Source organism: Ruegeria sp. BG5, assembly GCF_056538425.1.
On sequence record NZ_JBQFTC010000003.1, the window covers coordinates 242,077 to 259,591 of the forward strand.

Genomic DNA, 17,515 nt, shown 5'->3' on the forward strand with positions numbered 1-17,515 from the left:
TTACGAATCCCGCCAGTCAAAGCCGTCGTCGCAGAAGGCTGCAAACCGGATCGAGGTTTCGCTGATGCGGATCAGGTCGCCGCTGGACAGCGCCACAGTGCTCAGCACCGGCTTGCCGTTCAGGCGCACAAGATTGGCCTTGCCGCCATGGCCCAGATAGCATTTGCGATCTTCCGGATCATAAGCAATCACCGCGTGGTTCGAGCGGGAAATCCCCGTATCGCCAAAGTCCAGCTGGATCGCCTGATCGTCGTTGCGGCCAATCTGCATCAGACCTTCTGTCAAGGTGATGCTGGCCCCACGTCCGGGCCCCGAGGTGACAACCAGCCACCCGACAGGGAAGGTCTCTTGCACGGCCTCGGTTTTAGCGACCGGCTCAGCGGTTTCCATCAGGTCCTGAACATGCGTGTCGGCACGCTCGAACCCAAGGAATGTGGTCTTGACGCGCGAACGGCGGTCCTGCGCCGGGGCGGGCTGTGGCGCTGCCTCAACTTCCTGCGTCACTTCAGGCGCGGCTTCAGCCACCGGGGCGGGGGTTTCAACGACCTCTGCCACTGGTTCTTCCGCGACCGGTTCCTCAACGGGGGTCTGCACCGGTTCCTCAGCAATCGCTTCCGGCTCAGAGGGTGCTTCTTCGATTGGCTCAACCGCGTCTTCGGTGGTCAGGCGCAGGGTCACGATCTGCTCATCCGCGACCGGTGCGGGCGTTTCTTCCTCTGCACCCATGTCAGCCGTTTCGGCCTCGTCTTCCACAAAGATCGACTGCTCAACCGGCTCCTCAACCTCTGCGGCATCTTCCTCAGAAAAGTCCGGCATCTTTTCTTCCGGCATCAATTCATCCGTTTCCTCATAGGATTCGGATGACATATTCCCGCCTGCCAGCGCCGCGCGCAGGGCGTTGAAATCAGCGATGGGCTGTTCCTGCTTTTCCTCGATGGGATCTTCGCTGGCCGCTGCCGACGTGGTTTCCGTGGCTTCGTCTTCTTTGGCTTTGCCGGCGCCTTCGAGAAGCCGGCTAAGAGGGCTTTTGTATTTGAACATGGCGTCGACACCTTCAATCTCTTGGCACGCAACATGTGTGCCGGGGGCTGCAACATACCTCTGCGCAAGACAGCACAGCGGCGTTCATCATATTGAAAAACCTGGAAAACTCTTACCTTCTGCGGCGGGCCGGTCCCCGTCAGGATGGCCTGAAAGGCGGCCATCCTCAGCAAATACACACTGGCAAATCACATTCGAACCGGTCAGATCACTCCTGCGATAGCGGCATCACAGCGGCCGTTTCACTTCCGTTCCGTGTCACTGTGAAACGGGCCTGGGATTTTTCTTCGGCAACAAGCGCGGCCAGCAACTCGTCCAGGCTCTCTGCGCCGTTGAGTGCGACACCACCCTGCGCCTCGCTCAGCAGAACATCGCCTTTCTGCAGGTCGCCCGCAGTCTCGGCTGGAACGTCTGACACAACGGTCTGCCAACTCTCGTCACCCGTGCTGCGGATTGTGAACATATAGCCGTTCTCCAATCCGACCGAGCGGATGGCGGGCAGGGCCAACAAACCGTTCTGCGCCCGTGTTTCACCCAAGGGGCGATACCGGGCCGCAACACGGATATAGCCGTCCGGGTCAACATTGAGGTTGTCGAGAACATGCGTTGCAAAGGACGCATCACCCCGAACCGGGCTGCCATTGAGCGTAAAGATCGTCGAACCGCGCTGAACCCAATCACCGATGACCGACATGTCCTGATTCTGATCAACGCCGGTTATCGAAAACGTATGCCCGGTCGACGCGCGGCGGCGCGAGATCGAGAAAGGAATATCCACATCCCAATGCGAGAATGCGATCTGGTTCTCGGCCAGATCCACCGGACCAGCCGGTTCCGCAACAGCGGTCTCGGCGGGGGCCGGATCATTGACCGCCGCGTCCGGTTCTGCGGCGGCTGCTTCTGTGGCAGCCGCTTCCGCAGCGTCGGAACTTGCCTGCTCGACAGGCGGCTCTGAAATTTCTTCTGGTGCAGGTGTGGCCACCGTTTCGGAGGCGGCTTCGGGTGTTTCTACAACCGTTTCCTCGGCGGGTTCAGACTCAACCACTGCTGGCTGTGCATCTGTGGCAACCACCGACGCAGTTTGCGTGTCATCCGCTTTGTCGCCACCCGACAAGACAAAGAAGCCACCCGCGGCAACTGCCAATGCAACCACAGCCACACCGGCCAACAGCTTGCCGCTGCCGCCAGACCCGCTCTGAACCACGGTGTCCACCGCGACCGGAGTGTCTTCTTTTGCGGCGAACTTGGCCCGTTCATCGTCTTTTTTGTCTTCGTTCCCCAGCGCAATATCGGCGTTTCCAGCCAGCAGCGCCGTCACGACCGCTTCGGCATTTTCGGTCTCGGCCTTGATCCGGGCTTTTTCCGCCTCTTTATCCGTGCGATCCATCCCGACGATGACCGAAACCGGGCGGTAGGCAAACGTATCGAACATCACGCCGGGGCCACGGAACATCCGCAACCAGTCCAGCGCGCTTTGCAGGCGGTCGGTAGCGTGAACCTCCATCGCCTTGTCGATGGCCTCAAGGAACCCTTCGGGGTAGCCGTCAAACCGACCGGCCAGCGGCGCGTAGGGATCATCCTGCCCATTGTTGAAGGCGTTCAGGCGGGATTGGCCATCAATCGGGCGCTCTCCGCTGATCGCGTGATACAAGGTCGCGGCCAGAACATAGAGGTCGCTGCTTGGGCCTTGCTCGGCCCCGCGCACGTAGAACTCGTGCGGAGAGTATCCGTCCTTGATCACCCGCAAGGTCAGCAGCGCCGCGGACTTGTTGGCCGCCTGTTCCCGTGCAGCGCCAAAGTCGATCAGAACCGGGTCGCCATTTTCGTCAATCAGTATGTTGTCCGGCGAAATATCCCGGTGCAGCATCCCGCTTTGGTGAATGAACGACACCGCCGACAGCATCTTTTCGGTCACCTGAACGATAAAGTCCGGGCCGCTTTCGTTTTCGGGGTTCTCGACGTAATCCAGCAGGTCACACCCCCGGATCAGGTCCATCGCGATATAGGCGGTGTCGTTGTCTTCGAACACCTGATGCACATCGACGATATTGGGATGCACAAGCCGCGCGTGGTTGCGGGCTTCCTGAATGAACAGGTCGATGATGGCGCGCAGGTCGTCTTTGTATGCCGGATCGTTCGGCGCCACCAGATCACCGTTACGGCGGCACAGGGCACCGGGAAAACACTCTTTGATCACCACGTCACGCTCCAGGCTGTCGCGCGCCAGATAGGTGATTCCAAATCCACCATTGCTGAGATATTTCAGGATTTCATACTGCCCGCGCAAAAGCTTTGCGCCGGGTTGAAGTCCTTCGATCTGAGGTTCGTCGTGCGATGCACCGACCGCCTGGTTGTGGCTCATTTCATTCCGCCCGTTCTACTCGTTTTGCGGTACAATAACCGGGCAAATCGCCCACGAACTCACAACCAAAAACAACCGCAGGACACTTGAGAACGGTTAGACGTTTCAAATTTGACTTTATTGGGGCCGCCTGATGGCTTCACTATGGATCGTTTTTGTGCGATATCTATATTTAGATACCACACCATCCACTAACACAATATGTTGTCTCTATAGCTAAGAAACTTGAAAACTGACGCCCCGATTTGAGACGCTTGGTCTACGATTTCGAAACAATTAAGAATCGGTTTTTGCTGTTTTCGAATCGCCGCAATGCAGCTCAATCTATGCGAGAACGGCTCAGGTTCCGGTTTTTGGCTGCGCCGCAGCAACCGTGCTGCCAGCCCAGGCGAGGTTATCGCCCAGCTGCACCAGAATGCTGATCGCATCTTTCAACGGCGCATCGCCGCTTTCGAATTGCAGCAACAGCAGCAGGTCCGTGGCCTTTTCGAACTCGGCCGGAATCCAGTCAGCCTCGGAGTCGATTTCACCGCCTTGCTCCAACCGTTCGGCGAAATCTTCGACGATTTCCTGACAGCTTTGCAGAAAGGCCGCAGGTTCGATTGATGAGGAATCGCGCAGGTCTTCATAAATGCTGGCAATTGCCGCCAGCCAATCTTCAAGAATCGGATTGTTCAAGGGCGGCAGGGCAGAGCCCAGCGTCGCTTGCATCGATGGCGCGTCTGACTGTTCAGGCTCGGCATCAGGGCCTTGCAGGGCTTCGAGATAAGGCAGGAAGTCCCGTTTCAGATCGTCGCGCGCAGCGTTCAGGTCGTGTTTGCGTCGGTCCGAGGCAGCCTCGAGAACCTGTTCGGCCAGATTCTGACCACCACAGGTTTCCCACAGGTCAAAGTCCGGCTCGGGCTCCTGCGCCATGGCGCGGACCGCGACCGGGGTGCCAATCGGAACAACCGCGCGGAACAGGCCGTCCTTGTCCTTGTTCAACCGCGCCAAAACCCGGTCCAGCGCGTCGCGCACGGGCCGCAGGTCGGCATGGGTCACGGCAAGCAGGCTGTTGTCGCGCAGCTCGGCGGGAACCTGTGCCCACAAATGGCGCTCGGTCTCGCGCCAGGCGTTGGTTCCGTTGGTGCACCAGATCGCGCAGTCCACGAATTTCAGCAATTCGAGCGTCTGCTTGTACGTATCGTCCAACGCGCCCGATCCGGGCAGATCAAATAGCGAGATTTCCTTTAAGGCAGGGGTGTTCAGCCCAACCGAGATGAAATCAGGCTCATCCGCCGCCGCCTTTTCCAGCGCGATGCCGGAGTAGGTCTTGGGCTGCCTGTCCCACCATCCAACGGTTGTCTCGGGCGCGTCCGCATAGGCAACGATTACCAGTGGCAACTTCAGGTGCTGCGGACCCGTGGGCAGGATATCTGCCCCGGCCAGCATATTGGCAAGGCTGGATTTACCGGCCCCGAACTCCCCCGCGAAACCGATATTGACCGCGTTCGACAGACGTTCTGCATGGGCCAGGGCGCGCGCGCGCATATCTTCCAGCGCGGCGTCGGGCTCCATGTTTTCTGTCGCGGTCAGAAAGCGCCCAAGCTGGCGCACTTCCTGTTCGGTTCCGGGAAAGTCGATCATTCCGCAGCCTCTGCCTGTCTTTCTTCCGCATGGCCGGGTCCAAAGATGGTCTCCAGCTCATCCCTGATGCGCCGCGCCCGGTCAAAGGCTGTTTGCGCCTCGGCAACGGCATTGGTTTCGCCTGCGCCGCTTCTGTGTTCAAGATGCCCGGCCAACAGGGCCAGGTAGTGATCCAGAACGGTGTTCAGCCGTTCCAGCAAATCATCCCGCGTGGTGTCGATCAGATCGTCGCCGATCAGTTCGAACTCCTGCACAATCATCCGCTCGGCCCGTGACACCACGCTGTTGCGCGAGATCAGGCGCGACAGCCAGTTTACACGCAACTCTACCGTGATGCCACGGGTCAGCGCGGTCGTGTCCGGGCGGAACCAACGCACGGCACTGGTGTTCATGCGATTGTCGACCGGTTCCTGCCAACCGGGCAGGGCGCGCAGCGCCGCATTGCACCGCATGTCGATGGCATAAAGCTCGCTGAGCATCCGTTGACGCACCACTTGCGAGGCCCCCTGAACCAGTTCCCGCATCCGGTCGCGCAGGGGCGTAAAGTTCAGCTCGGTATCGCCTTTGGCCAGCAAGGGTGACTTCCCCTCGGGACCACGCACAACGACCGAGACCGCCTCGGCCACGGTGTCATCCATCACGCCGCGCAAGTTCGACAGGATGTCGTCCATGTCGCGGGTAATGTCTTGTGTTTTTTCTGCGATGAGGCCGCGCAGTTCGCCAAGAGTTTTGTCGTTTTCATCCGCGCTGGCCGTCGCTTCGCCGGTTTCGTCCTCAAGCGCGCGCAGATGCGCCTGCGAACGTTCAAACTCACCCTGCGCAAAGCTGTTCAGGTGCTGCCAAGCCATGCGCAATTGCTCATCCCGCGGCCCGTCAATCAACGCCTGCGTCACGTGACGGCGCAGGTCCGGCAGGCCCGATGCGATCATGGCCGCAAAGCGCAAGACAGCCTCGCGGCTGATCGGGCCGGGGCCTTGCTTGATCTCTTCTACCCCGTCCAGATACTGCCGCATCTGCTCGGGGTGCGCGCGCAGCCAGGCCAGAACGTCATCATGGTTGACGCCGGTTTCATCGCCCGTCAGCGCGTAGTGTGCCCATTGTGCGCTGCCCATCAGCACATCGATATTCGAATTTCCAAGCGCCTGTTCCAACCCGTCCAGAACGTCGGCACGGACCTTGGTGGCATCCCCGGCACCCCCACTCAGTTCATCCACGCGGTTGATAAAGACCACGATCTGCCCAAGCTCCAAGGCCTGCATCAGGCGGAACAGTTTCAGATCGGCACGCGACAGGGCCTGATGCGCCGACAGAACCACCACAAAGAAATCGGATTCCTTGAGGTACTGGCGCGAGATTTCTTCGCGGATCAACAGCGGGTCGTTGACCCCCGGCGTGTCCGTCACCGTGAGTGGGAAAGGAAAGTGACCGATATCAAAATAAACCTCGGCCTTGCGGGTGATGTCGCTGTAAAGACCCCGGTCGCTGCCGGGATCCAACGGGCCATCCTCGGTCGGGTCATCTCCGGCGCAGACATAGCGCGCCAGATCGTCCGAGGTCAGCTCTTCCAGATCGTGATGCTGGCCCAAAAGCTGTTCGTAGCTGTCGCCAAGACGCCGCTGCGCGCGGGTTTTCATCGCCTCGACCTGCTCTTCGATCATCTCGCGCTTATAGCTGTCCTCGTCATCGGGGAACATGTTGCGCAATTCTTCACCCTCGGCGATCAGCGACTGCCACTGGTGATTGTCGAAGAAATGAAACTCGGCCCCTTCGGTCCGGCCCGAGGGGTGGCCAAAGTGCATATCCGTGATCACCGTGGTCCACGGGTTCACATCCGAGGGCAGGTATTCGGCCTGCCCGGTGAACCCGTTGATCAAACGGGATTTGCCCGCCTTGATCTGCCCGACAAAGGCAATCGACGGTTTCAGATTGGACAGATCGCCGACAATGCGCGAGATGAACTGACGGGTCTCGTCATGGCTCGTCTCATTCATGTCCTCGGCTATGCGGATTAACTCGCGACGATTGGATTCACTCATACTCGTTACCCTGATAAAACTACACGACTTGAATTATTAGAAAATTTGAATGTTTTGGAGGCGATCATCCGTTCGCCTCCTGCAACGCAGTCCAAAGATTGACAACCGCCCCGAGTTTTCGGGCTTCATGCACGGCGATTGCGATCTGCTGGCCGTCATTCACAACGGCCAAACCAGCACCCTTGCCGCCGGACGGGCGCATGACGATCAGTTGGGGATGATCCAGCGCGGGCTGAGTGTCCTTGTCCCAACCGGCCAAATCGGCCGCAAACTGCGCCAGCAGCGCCTGATCCGGAGACAACGGCCCGCCGGGGGCGCACTCTTCGGCCATGTGAGAGATATCGCCGTCCTGCGCCGAGGCCAGAACGGACCCAAACGCAAAGCGTTCTGCGCCCGCAAAAAACGTCTGGGCAAGTGAGCCGGTTGATTGCTGCTCGGGCAGTTCGGCAACAGGTTCTGAGTCATCGGGTACCACCGAAACAATCGGTTCCGCCGGAAGATCGATCTTGGCACAGGCGTTTTCGATTTCCCGCAGGGTGACGCCGACATCGTCAGCTTCCAGCGCCCTGTCGGGTTGCAGAGACAGCAACTCCAGCGGAGCAGGGGCAGATGCAATATCCGTCACCAGCCGCGCCATGTTTTCAATCAATTCGTCACGCGCCGCTGTATCAAAATGGGGCACGGGGCCCGAGACAACGCGGAATACATCGGTCACGCGCGAGCTGTTCACCTCGATCGCCAGACAATCACCATTGGCGGCCGTGAACTCCAGACGACGTGGCAGAATCGTGCCACGGATCACCCGCAAGACTTCGGCCCGGCGCGCAGCAGCCGTGTCCCCCGCGATCACCACCGCCGGGGACAATCGGGCAACAGACGACCGCCCGATATCTTCGAGCATGTCGAGTATGTCCGTGTCCATCATGCCGTGACCCCCTCTGGTCCCGTTCACACTGCGGCCGCAACCGGCCCCAGGCTTAGATGCGATTTCGTCAACGCCAGCCCGACATTCGCGCTGTTGCGACAGATGTAGCAGACCACATGATCGGGATATTCCCGGGTCCGCAGAAAGATGTTCAGCCGGTCTTTCGAGAACACCGCGATTTCCCCAAACCCCGGACTGTCCTCGTGTTCTGTTCCAGCCTGACGCAAAAGCGCCTCAAAACCCGCCACCCCGCGCCCCTGAAACAGGTTCGCCACGGCGATTGCCAGTGAATCCAGATCAACCGCGCCGTCTGGATCGGCCGTGCTGGTGCCCAGCAGCATCCCCGTTTCCATGTCGACATACCCGGCTGCAATGCAGTCGGGTATCGTTTCAATCGCGGTGTTCAAGGCAGCCTGAATTGACATTTAACTAACTGTTTTACCTCACTAATAGGCGGTTAGCCCAATCCGATTTCGATTACAAGACATGCCATTCCGCCCCGCTGTTATCGCTGGTTTTAGGGATCGAGCGCAGCGTTTCCCTGGCTTGCTTAGCATTATGCTCGACCGCGATCTGATCGAACTCGGACAGGAAGGACTGAAAGACCTTGATCAAGGCTTCTGCGTCCGTGGGTAGATCCTCGTTTTTGGTCACTTCCTCCCACATGGCTGCGGCGCTTAAGGGCGCGCCAACCGCCACTTCGGTCAGATCATTCAGATCGACCACATGGGCTTCGGGACCATTGACCAAATCGGCTGATGCCTTGATCTCGACCAGACCGCTGGTTTCGGGCTCGGGCTCGTATTCCTCTGCGCCCTCGTCCTGTTGTTCGGCCATCAGTGCCGTGATCGAGGATACCGAGACCTCGATGCTGCGCTCTTCAGGTTGCGCCTGATCTTGCGCAGGGTCTGCAATCGCTTCGGGTGTTTCGTTCAACGTATTCGTCAGTGATGACAGCAGATCCTCGGACTCATCCGATGCGTCGTCTGCCAGGATGTTTTCAACTTCATCATCCAGTTCCGCGTCATCCAGAAGATCATAGTCTTCCAAATCGGCCTCGGGATCGGGAACAGCTTCGATGTCCAGCGGATCATTGGCCGTGTCCCGGAAATAGGCGCGCAGCTCGTCCTCATTGCTTTCGTCAATCTCGGGCGTCGACTCGGGCACCATTTCGGCGCGCAAACGCTCGGCCTCGGCTGCGTCGATACGTGTGCGATCCGCATCTTCGGGGCGACGTTCCACCCGCGCGGGACGAACCGGGAAGCTGGTCACGACCGAGGCATCTTCGCCCGCATCCGTCAACGGGTTCACAAGTTTGAGCGGGGCCGAAGCATCGGGCGCTGCCGTTTCGGTGGTCTTCGACGGGCGCAGCGGCTGCACCTTGGGCGCGTCGGACAGGCTTTTGTCGATCTGATAGCGCGCCAGTTGATCGGCGCGGTTGTCCATGATTTGCTCGGTGATCTCCAGAAAGCTGTCGATCATCTTGCCGCCGCCGCTGCGCGACCACATCTCGGCATCCCCCGTCTTGTCGCGCGCTTCAATCGCATCACGTGCGGAAAACAGAATCGAGCGGTTGAACAGATGCCCGGCCTCGCGGTTCACGCGGCGCAGAACCTTTTGACGGTCTTTGGCGCTTAGCGCATCTGCCCGTGTCACCAGCAGCAGCGAATTGTGCTGCAACCGTTCGGGCAAGGACACCCAGGTCGCCCGTTCGGTCTCGCGCCAGGCCTGCGTGGCATGGGTACACCACAAAACCCCATTGGCCTGACCAACGGCACGTTGCCATACATCGGTCGAGATCTTGGGGTCCGAGATACCGGGCGTATCGATCAGATCGACCGCCTCCAGAATGTCAGCCTCAAGGAAGATGCGAATGAACTGCGCATCGTTGACGCCGACGGTTTCCAGCTGATCCAGTTCGATTTGTTCGGTGCTGCCATCATGCCGTTTGACATAGGCCGGACGATTGCCCCAGCTAAACCAGACCGGAGGCAACTGCGTTGCCGTCACCTGCGTCGGCAGGGTGTGCGTGCGCAGCAAAAAGTTCATCAGGGTCGATTTCCCGGCGCTGAATTCGCCCATTAAGGCGAAAACCGGCTTCCGGCGCGACCAATGCTCGATACGCTCCCATGCCTTGGGGGAAACGAAACGGTTATGTGTGTCTTTTGCCATTTTTCTACTTATGCCGCTTCGTTGCTAAGGTCTTTCAGGATGTCGCCCAGAATCTCGTCCCGCGATTTCTGCAATTGCAGATTCGCCATCAGAGCCGGAGTCTGCCCGCCTTTTTCAGCCGAGGCCGAGATATTCAGCAGAGTCTCTTTCTGCTCGCGCATGAAATCGGCCAGCCCGGCGCGGACGTTTTCCAGAACCGCTGCGATCTGGTTTTCCTCGATATCCTTGGTGATCGAGTTCGCCTCGGACGCGATCAGACGGGTATAGTCGGCGGCATAGGCTTCGAACCCTTTTCGGCGTTGCCACCACCTGCGCCACCAGGTGCTTTGCAGATCCAGCGCGATGGTGCGCCCGATGCCCAATGGGGGCGGCACGCGGGGTACGATGGGCGCTTCGATACTGAACTCGCCCAGATGGTTGCCCAGCAGCTTGTGATACAGCGCCTCGACATCCGCTGTGGCCGCGGAATAAAGCGCCCCGGCCTCTTTCTTCATGGACCGGGCAAAGCTGAAATAGGCCGCCTTTTGCAGCGTTCGCAGACCCGCCGGATCGTACTGCCAGGTGCCTTGTTCGCCATTCTCCTCAAGATGCGCAATCAACGAGTCGGTGGCGCGTTTGACAAAATTGGCCTCAGCCGCGTTCAGACGTTCCAGCACCTTGTCGCGCAACGAGGCGGTCAGGTCGGCGACTTTCTTTTCATATTCCGAGGCAACAGTGGCAATGGCGTCCTCGGGCGAGGCCCCGTCCAAATCGCGAACAACGCCTTCGCCGCCCGACAGGGTCTTGGCAACAGCCGTTGCGCGGATCTGGCTGGCGATGTTGCGCGCGCGGTGGCGTACCCGGTCCAGCAAACGCGCACCTGCGCCTTCGGCGATGCGTTCATTCATCGCCAGCAGCAGGTCGGGCAAGCCAGACAGCGCCCAGATCTTGTCCAGCGAGGGAGCCTGATCGCCAAACCCAGCAGCCAGATAGAACGTGTTCAGCGTCTGCCGGGATTCTTCGGTCAGAATGTCCGGGTTGCCGGTCAAAGCAGCCTCGGCCCACAGGGCGCTGCCGAACACAACGCTGGTATTGGCGTCGATGCTGTTCTGTTTCAGCGTGTCCTGAATGCGATCCCGGATTTCAGGAACCTGACTGACCGGGTCCGACAGTTCATCAATGCGGTTGACGAACAGAATGATCTGACGGTTCTCGAACTGCGCGATGATCCGCATCAACGCCATATCCATTGTGGTCAGCGCCTGACTGGCGGCCAGAACCACAACACAGACCTCGGACCCGCGCAGGCTGCGCAGCGTGATCTGTTCGCGCACCATGAAGGTATCGTTCACACCGGGCGTGTCGCACAGCTTCAGCGAGATCGGATATTGCGGGATATCCATGAAAAGCTCGGCCGATTTTGTCACATCGGCAAAACGACCCGTTTTCGGGTCAATATCCGGATCGTCCTCGTCGCCCAGACAGACATAGCGCTGGATCAGTTCTTCGTCGAAATAGTCGTATTGGTGGCTTTGACCCAGAATCAGGTCGAAATGCTTGCCCAGACGATCTTCGGACTTGGCCTTCATCTCGGCGATCTGACGGCGGATATCGTCCATCTCGTCATCGGCACCGGCCCGGTTCGCCAGCTCGCCCAGACGGCCACCACCGACCATCAGATTGTCCCATTCTTCCTGCTCGAAGAACGTGAACTTGGATTTCGTATCACCGGGGGGGCGCGTGTTAATATTCAGCGTCGTCACCACCGAGGTCCACGGGTTCACGTCCGAAGGCAACAGCGCAGGGCGGCCTGCCAGAATATTCACGATCGAGGACTTACCCGCCTTGACCTGCCCAACCATGGTGATGCTGGCGGTGAAATTCTCCATCCGCGTCTTGAGCGTGGCCAGCCGGGCCGAAGACCGCGCATCGGCCACCTCTGTCAATTGGTCGATCTGTGCCGTCAAAGACGACATTGCCGAGGTCATCGGCGCAAGGGCTTCGTTTCCGACAGACAAAAGGTGGTCATTGCGCGCCATGGGTCAGCCTCCGGTTCCGGTGGCAGCAATCTGCGGCTCATGCGACATGCGGCCTGCAGGAAGGCTGGTCAGGGTGTCGATACGGGCGATCAAGTCCAGCGCGTTCCCCAGAATCTCGGCCTCGGCGCGAGGGGAAATTGTTTCATAAGCCACGGAATCGGCCAGAACTTCGATGGAGCTAAAGCGGTCGCCATTTTCCAGACAGGCCACGCGCCGGCCCGTCGGGAACCCGTCGGACTTGGCAGCGGGCAGGGGCATACGCGCGTTGGCCAGCAGGTAATGCTCGCCCGAATGGGTGCGCAGGGAAATGCCAAAGCCTGTATCGGGATGATCGCGGTTCAGGGTCTTGAGTTCACCCAAAAAACTTTCACGAGCAAAAAAGATCGCATCTTGCTCGGCGGCAGCGGAGTTGTTCAGATTGGTCACGGCAAAGAACCTTGTACTGGAGTTGAGCGGAAAACTCGTACGGTGCCAAGGCGGCGAAAAAGACTCATTAACTCCTGCGCTCAACAAGCCCGGCCAAGGCGGTGTTAATTTGACGCGAATAAGATTTTTTGGTGCTTGAAATGTGGCGCAAATGTGATGCGGCTTGCGCAGGAATGCCTCAACCTTTGAGTGTATTACGGGGTTCCGAAGATTTTTTCGGCCGAGTAGAACGCTGCTTTCAAACCTGACGCAAGGTGAGGTGGAAAAGATGCGATTGGAGTTTCAACCACCTTAAAATATTGTTTTGCTTATATTATTTTCCGCCATGTCGAATTTTCTTCGCCCAAAACCCTGACAGGCAACGCCGCTCTGGGCTGAAGGCTGTCCGCGACTTAGGGTGAAAAGACGTTCCGTTTTGCACCCTAAGTGTTGACCGACACAACGTAAACGCGTTTTCCCAAGGCGAACACTGACGAGCCATTGTATCGCCGATCAGAACAATTGTGGCACCCGAATTCCGTCGGCTCATCGACATCAAGATACGTTCCAACTCGTGGACTTTCTGCCAGAGTAACTTACTCAACCGTCGCTGGGATCGAACGCCAAGCAGTGTCTTTCGCGGCAAAAACCCCTGCCGATTAACGGGGTTTAGTCCGCTCGTGACAAACTTGCCATCGGATCAAATTTACCCCTCGCACTCGGCCACAAGCTTTGTTATGCAGCGCCTCAGTCCGGCACGCAGGTGCCCGGTTGCGGGTGTGGCGAAATTGGTAGACGCACCAGATTTAGGTTCTGGCGCCGCAAGGCGTGGGGGTTCAAGTCCCTCCACCCGCACCATCAAAAACCGAAACAACAATCCGATACGGCCGTCCTGAATTGCCTTCGTGCATGCAATCGCCGGGTCATCACGGGATCTGCAAGACGCCGCAGCCCTAGCGCAGGGCAATCTCGGACAACCCAAGCTTGCCCAGCAGAATTTTGACGATACCGACCACGTCGTATTTGTCTTCAACGCGGACTCGCGATGCAGCGCCCATCTCGGGGACAAGGTTTTCATCTTCGACAAACCGAAGCATCGCCTGCGCCAGATCATCCGGGGAACGTACCGGAGTGACAAATCCCGTGACGCCTTCGACAACCGGATCGGGGCATCCCGGCGCGTCAGAGGTTACGATGGCTCGCCCGGTGGCCATGGCTTCCAGCACCGTCCGGGACAATCCTTCGCGGTAGGAGGGCAGCACAAATACTGAGCAAGCAGCCAGATACGGGCTCACATCGTTTGTTTCACCAAGGTATTCCACGATGCCTTCCGACCGCCACATCTCAAGATCCTGCGGCTGAACCGAGGCGGGGTTCGCATCAAGGGGCCCCAGCAATTGACACCGGATTTCCGGATGGATGGCGCGCAGCTGTCTGGCGGCCTCGACATAGTCGAAAACGCCCTTGTCGCGAAGCAACCTTGCGACCATCAGAAATACAGGAGGTCCTTTCGGCGGAGGTGAGCTGGGAAAGTTTGAAAGGTTGACACCGGATCCGTGAACAATGGTCACTTTGGTCTCAGGCCCAACCAAGCGTTTGGATCTGAACTCGGCCGCATCATCCTGGTTGTAAACAAGAACCTCTGGCACGCGTTTCAGCGCATGTCGGTACAGACGCACGGCCCCGGCTTTCAGAATCCGCTTGTGCAGCTTGTGTTCCAGATCCACAAACACATAGCCCAACCCCGTACACATCGGCAGAAACTGTTTCACGCCCGCCATGCGCGCGGCCAAACCGCCGTAGATGATCGGCTTCATTGTATAGGCAAACACAGTGTCCGGAGAATACGAGCGCATCGCCCGCACCAATCCAAGCAATGTCTGCACATCTTTTGCGGGGCTTGTGCCCGTTCGATCCATAGGAACACGCAGAAACTCGACCCCAATCTCGGACAGGCGGGCCTGAGTTTCGGGGTCGTCATCAGGCGCGCAGGCCAGAACGTCCGCACGCTTGGCCATTTCCTTCAACAGATCAAAGCGGAAATTGACCAGTGAAGATGTCAGGCTGGCGATCACCATCACTTTGGGCAGCCTCCTGCTGCAGCAATGGCTCTGACCGTTGGACGGATCCATCAGATCCGAAACCGCGACCCCGGACTGCTGGGATATCGCAGATGATTGACTTATTTTCCGTGTCAAATCCGGCATTCCTGTCGCCCCATCAACCCGCAACCGGTTCTGTTCTCCGGGCAAGACTGGCCGCGTCCGCCATCGTCAAAGATGGCCAGTCATACTCGGATTTCAGTTCTTCATATTCGCTCAGAATGCGACTGAGCATTAAGATGTTGTCTTCGGTGTTCACACCAAAATTGTGGGGGTGAAACCAAAGATGGAACAATTGCCCACCCTTGGCCGCGCTGCGCATTTCACGCCGGATTGCGCTGGTTTGCAGCCGCGCGGCACTGGGAAATCTGTTTGAATAGGGTCTTAAAAACCGGCTGGCCGGAACGTTGCACAAACCAGCCTCGCGCCTTGCATCGACCGAGGTTGTTTGCGGTCTGGGGACATAGCTGTTGGCCAACCTTGATGCGCGGCGCATCAAACCTTCGTCGCGTCGCGCGCTTGGCGTATCAAAGCCAAACGGGCCCGGACCGCGGAACACATCGATGCCTCGGTCACGACAGACGTCCAGCGCCTTGTCACAAACCTGATTTCTGGGAAACACGATGCTTCTGGGGCGGCTCTGCACCCGGGCCGAGGCTGCAATCGACGCATCTAGATCGGCCTTGAAGGCATCCTGATCCAGCGGCTCTTCCAGACAGAAGTAATGCGAAAATGTATGCGTGCCAATTTCCTGACCCGGGCAACCAACTACTTGCCGGACCAGCGACAGGCCAAAATGATAGGGGTCCTTTCTTTCGTTTTCGCCCAGCTGTTCGAGAAAGGAATATGTTGTGTTTCTCTTGTCGCGAAATTTCGGCTTGCGCGCGGGCAGGGCGGCCAAAAGCTCATCCCGGTCGTCAAAAAACAGGAACCCGACGGTTGCCCAGGTGGCCTTGATCCCGAAGCTGGAAAACAAGTCCAACAGTTGCGGGACAACGTTTCGAACGCCAAGGACGTTGGCGCCGTAGCTTTCCACTGTTTGTGAAGGATAGACGCCCCACATCAACTCAAAGTCGAGTGAAAGAACAAATCCCCCGTTGGATTGTGACCCCGATAACACCAGCTTTTTACCCGTTTAACTTTTACTAAAATACAAAATCGTTCTGATAACCGTCGGTTGATAGACGCGACACAAGAACGCCTAACACGATTAATTGCTAACACGGCGCGGAAAAACTTGCTATACATTCCGAAAATGAATTTTAACCATTGCAATAGTTAAGAATGTCCAAATCACTCAGCGACAGCACAAGCATCCCCGATACGATTATCATTGGCGCGGGCCCGTCGGGCCTGAGCGCGGCGTTGGAACTTCAGGCAGCCGGGCAATCATCGATCATTCTCGAACAAGGCACCGAGGTTGGCGGCCTGATGCGGTCCCCCCGCTGGGGGGACTTCATTCTCGATTTGGGGCGTAAAGAGCTATACGCCCGGTTTCCCGAGATTGATGATCTTTGGAGCCAAATGCTTGGCGATGACTACAGGGATTACCCGCACCGCGTTGGCAGCCTGTACCAGGGCAGGATCGTTGAGATGTCTGGCGGGCATCGGGGCGCAACGCGCGGCATGCCTGTAACATGGCTGGCAACGGGCGGGGCTGCGATGCTGAAGGGTTGGATCAAGGGAATGGTCAAACAACCCCAGACATATCAGGATTTTTGGTATTCCCGCGTTGGCAGCAAATTCGCAAAATTGCTGGCCCAAGGGTATTGGGAAAAATTCCGCGGTGCCCGATGGGTTGACATGCCGCCACCCGAGGCAGATCCAACCGGGAACGGCACCAAATCCGGGCGTTTGGCATCTGTCAAACAGGCTTTTACGATGGCGCGACGTGGGGGCGTTTCAAAACAGCTTGCCTGGCGACACCCGTATTTCGGCACCGGTCAACTTTTTGAAAAGCTTGCGGCCACCTATGACGATAAAGGTGGCCAGATACAGTTCGGAGCCACGGTCACCGATCTGAAACCGATCAAAGGCGAGCACGTGCTTGTCCGTTGGATCCAGGATGAGGTCGAGCACGAAGCGACCGTTCGCAACGTTGTGTCCAGCATGACGATCGAAAACCTGTGGGGCATGCTGAAAAAGCATGCTGACAGTGACGTCCAGACCCCACAGCCCAAGCCCGAGGCGGATCGGTCAGTGCTGCTGGTCTACCTTTTCCTGAAGACCCCTCACAGTTTTCCGCACGCATGGCTCGAAGTGAACGATCCCAATCTGGAATGCGGGCGCATAACCAATTTTGGGGCCTTTGGTGGCGGGATGGTTCCCGAAGGGCAGGGCGTTTACTGCGTTGAGTATTTCTGTGCCGCAAACGCGCCCATCCTGCAGCTCAGCGAGGAAGATCAGGTCAAAAAGGCGATCTCGGAACTCGAGGGCGCAGGCCTTGTGAAGTCCAGCGACATGCTGGGCTCGAAAGTGATTCATTTTCCGCGTACCAATGCAGCTGCCAGTTGGCGTGAACAACAGACAAACTACCGAACCGCCGTGTTTCAGGAAGTTAAGAAGTTTTCTTCAATCTACCATGTGAACCGTCCCGGAGCCGATTGGGCCAGCCTTACCGGCATACAAGCCGCCCGCGCGATTTCCTCGCAAGATCGCAACGGGTTTGATCTGATCGCTAACCCGACCATTCGGCAAACGGATAACATACCGACCGAGGCCACATCTTCACGTGTTTAGGGTGTTCTGGCTGCAATCTTTATGAAGTTGATACAGCAACGACATTGTTTTTATCAGATGCAAGAAGATAATATTAACATAATCATAGT

12 protein-coding genes and 1 tRNA gene are annotated in these 17,515 nt (G+C 58.0%); 2 read left to right on the top strand and 11 right to left on the bottom strand.

Annotated features, from left to right (window positions below; translation table 11 throughout):
• From ACR0KX_RS13210 to ACR0KX_RS13250, 9 genes are all read right to left on the bottom strand, one after another.
• Positions 1-1,041, bottom strand: coding sequence for an FHA domain-containing protein (locus ACR0KX_RS13210; RefSeq protein ID WP_170622137.1), 1,041 nt, complete (start codon positions 1,039-1,041; stop codon positions 1-3).
• 208 nt (positions 1,042-1,249) lie between these two features.
• Positions 1,250-3,403, bottom strand: a complete 2,154-nt coding sequence (locus ACR0KX_RS13215) for a serine/threonine protein kinase (protein WP_170453754.1) — start codon at positions 3,401-3,403, stop codon at positions 1,250-1,252.
• A 339-nt stretch (positions 3,404-3,742) separates the two neighbouring features.
• The gene (locus ACR0KX_RS13220; RefSeq protein WP_170622136.1) at positions 3,743-5,029 is read right to left on the bottom strand and encodes a dynamin family protein; all 1,287 of its coding nucleotides are present in this window, start codon (positions 5,027-5,029) and stop codon (positions 3,743-3,745) included.
• Positions 5,026-7,065 carry a dynamin family protein gene (locus tag ACR0KX_RS13225; RefSeq protein ID WP_170622135.1) on the bottom strand — a complete coding sequence of 680 codons (2,040 nt, stop codon included), beginning with the start codon at positions 7,063-7,065 and terminating at the stop codon, positions 5,026-5,028. The genes ACR0KX_RS13220 and ACR0KX_RS13225 overlap by 4 nt, the downstream gene beginning before the upstream one ends.
• 64 nt (positions 7,066-7,129) lie before the next feature.
• Positions 7,130-7,990, bottom strand: coding sequence for a hypothetical protein (locus tag ACR0KX_RS13230; RefSeq protein WP_170622134.1), 861 nt, complete (start codon positions 7,988-7,990; stop codon positions 7,130-7,132).
• A 23-nt stretch (positions 7,991-8,013) separates the two neighbouring features.
• The gene (locus ACR0KX_RS13235; RefSeq protein WP_170622133.1) at positions 8,014-8,415 is read right to left on the bottom strand and encodes a hypothetical protein; all 402 of its coding nucleotides are present in this window, start codon (positions 8,413-8,415) and stop codon (positions 8,014-8,016) included.
• A 52-nt stretch (positions 8,416-8,467) separates the two neighbouring features.
• A complete protein-coding gene (locus ACR0KX_RS13240; RefSeq protein ID WP_170622132.1) occupies positions 8,468-10,162 on the bottom strand; it encodes a dynamin family protein in 1,695 nt (564 codons plus the stop codon).
• Positions 10,163-10,170: 8 nt separating this feature from the next.
• Complete coding sequence (locus ACR0KX_RS13245; RefSeq protein WP_170453748.1) at positions 10,171-12,180, bottom strand: dynamin family protein; 2,010 nt, start codon at positions 12,178-12,180, stop codon at positions 10,171-10,173.
• Positions 12,181-12,183: 3 nt separating this feature from the next.
• Positions 12,184-12,606: a hypothetical protein gene (locus ACR0KX_RS13250; RefSeq protein ID WP_170453747.1), complete on the bottom strand. Its 423-nt coding sequence runs from the start codon at positions 12,604-12,606 to the stop codon at positions 12,184-12,186.
• 752 nt (positions 12,607-13,358) lie between these two features.
• Between ACR0KX_RS13250 and ACR0KX_RS13255 the strand changes: the two genes are divergently transcribed.
• A tRNA-Leu gene (locus tag ACR0KX_RS13255) sits at positions 13,359-13,443 on the top strand.
• A gap of 95 nt (positions 13,444-13,538) precedes the next feature.
• Here ACR0KX_RS13255 and ACR0KX_RS13260 read toward each other — a convergent pair.
• A complete protein-coding gene (locus ACR0KX_RS13260) occupies positions 13,539-14,663 on the bottom strand; it encodes a glycosyltransferase family 4 protein (RefSeq protein ID WP_480708503.1) in 1,125 nt (374 codons plus the stop codon).
• A 142-nt stretch (positions 14,664-14,805) separates the two neighbouring features.
• Positions 14,806-15,723, bottom strand: coding sequence for a polysaccharide deacetylase family protein (locus tag ACR0KX_RS13265; RefSeq protein ID WP_170622130.1), 918 nt, complete (start codon positions 15,721-15,723; stop codon positions 14,806-14,808).
• Positions 15,724-15,971: 248 nt separating this feature from the next.
• Between ACR0KX_RS13265 and ACR0KX_RS13270 the strand changes: the two genes are divergently transcribed.
• Positions 15,972-17,426, top strand: a complete 1,455-nt coding sequence (locus ACR0KX_RS13270) for an FAD-dependent oxidoreductase (RefSeq protein WP_170622129.1) — start codon at positions 15,972-15,974, stop codon at positions 17,424-17,426.
• Positions 17,427-17,515: the final 89 nt, after the last annotated feature.

What these genes read in the sequence shown, in the direction of transcription:
- ACR0KX_RS13210 (WP_170622137.1), bottom strand. Translation starts at nt 1,041, where the DNA reads ATGTTCAAATACAAAAGCCCTCTTAGCCGGCTTCTCGAAGGCGCCGGC.
- ACR0KX_RS13215 (WP_170453754.1), bottom strand. Translation starts at nt 3,403, where the DNA reads ATGAGCCACAACCAGGCGGTCGGTGCATCGCACGACGAACCTCAGATC.
- ACR0KX_RS13220 (WP_170622136.1), bottom strand. Translation starts at nt 5,029, where the DNA reads ATGATCGACTTTCCCGGAACCGAACAGGAAGTGCGCCAGCTTGGGCGC.
- ACR0KX_RS13225 (WP_170622135.1), bottom strand. Translation starts at nt 7,065, where the DNA reads ATGAGTGAATCCAATCGTCGCGAGTTAATCCGCATAGCCGAGGACATG.
- ACR0KX_RS13230 (WP_170622134.1), bottom strand. Translation starts at nt 7,990, where the DNA reads ATGATGGACACGGACATACTCGACATGCTCGAAGATATCGGGCGGTCG.
- ACR0KX_RS13235 (WP_170622133.1), bottom strand. Translation starts at nt 8,415, where the DNA reads ATGTCAATTCAGGCTGCCTTGAACACCGCGATTGAAACGATACCCGAC.
- ACR0KX_RS13240 (WP_170622132.1), bottom strand. Translation starts at nt 10,162, where the DNA reads ATGGCAAAAGACACACATAACCGTTTCGTTTCCCCCAAGGCATGGGAG.
- ACR0KX_RS13245 (WP_170453748.1), bottom strand. Translation starts at nt 12,180, where the DNA reads ATGGCGCGCAATGACCACCTTTTGTCTGTCGGAAACGAAGCCCTTGCG.
- ACR0KX_RS13260 (WP_480708503.1), bottom strand. Translation starts at nt 14,663, where the DNA reads ATGGTGATCGCCAGCCTGACATCTTCACTGGTCAATTTCCGCTTTGAT.
- ACR0KX_RS13270 (WP_170622129.1), top strand. Translation starts at nt 15,972, where the DNA reads ATGTCCAAATCACTCAGCGACAGCACAAGCATCCCCGATACGATTATC.